We start from the raw sequence: 866 nt of genomic DNA on the forward strand, positions 1-866 counted from the left end.
TAGGTGCGTGCCGACGTGCACAAGGCCTCAACAATCTCAGGATGGCTCGCGAGGCCAAGATAATCATTACTTGCAAAATTAGTTAATTTCTCGCCATTAGTGACGAGCTCAACTCCACTTCGAGAGTGAACATCAAAGCGCTTTCTGAGAAGCGCTTTCTGCTCAATCAGAGATAGTTGATCACGCCAATAAGGTGCGTCGTACGCCACAGACAAACCTAGTGTTGGACTGAATCGCCAGCACTAGTTGCACTTGCTTCATAGAACATTGGATTTTTCGCTTCTTGATCCTTCACAATTGCTTGGTTCAGCACAGCTTCTTGTGTTTCATCAGACTCTTCAATACGCTGCTCTGGACGCAAGCCTAAGCGCTTAAATAGCTGCATATCTTTGTGCGCTTCGGGGTTAGGAGTAGTTAGCAAGCACTCTCCATAAAAGATCGAGTTAGCACCCGCCATAAAGGTAAGCGCTTGCATTTCATCGCTCATCGATTCACGTCCAGCAGACAAGCGGACATGACTTTTCGGCATCATAATGCGCGCTACAGCAATGCATCGAATGAAATCGAACGGATCAACATCCTCCACATCTTCTAAGGGTGTTCCTTTTACCTTAACGAGCATATTAATAGGAACACTCTCAGGTTGCTGCGGCAAATTAGCAAGCTGCACTAGCAAGCCAATACGATCTGATGCGCGTTCACCCATACCAATAATGCCACCACTACATATTTTCATACCTGCATCACGCACATGCTGCAAGGTATCAAGACGATCTTGGTAGCTTCGTGTGGTAATGATCTTGTCGTAAAAGTCAGGCGACGTATCTAGGTTGTGGTTGTAGTAATCCAAACCTGCATCTGCCAAC

The 866-nt window shown here is 46.3% G+C and carries 1 protein-coding gene and 1 pseudogene; both read right to left on the bottom strand.

Annotated features, from left to right (window positions below):
* Positions 1–209, bottom strand: a pseudogene (locus A3738_RS21830) (hypothetical protein); the annotation flags it as partial.
* An 8-nt stretch (positions 210–217) separates the two neighbouring features.
* Positions 218–866, bottom strand: a 649-nt coding sequence (bioB, locus tag A3738_RS21835) for a biotin synthase BioB (RefSeq protein ID WP_068763851.1), incomplete at its 5' end; no start/stop codon positions are given.

This window comes from Oleiphilus sp. HI0066 (assembly GCF_001635725.1).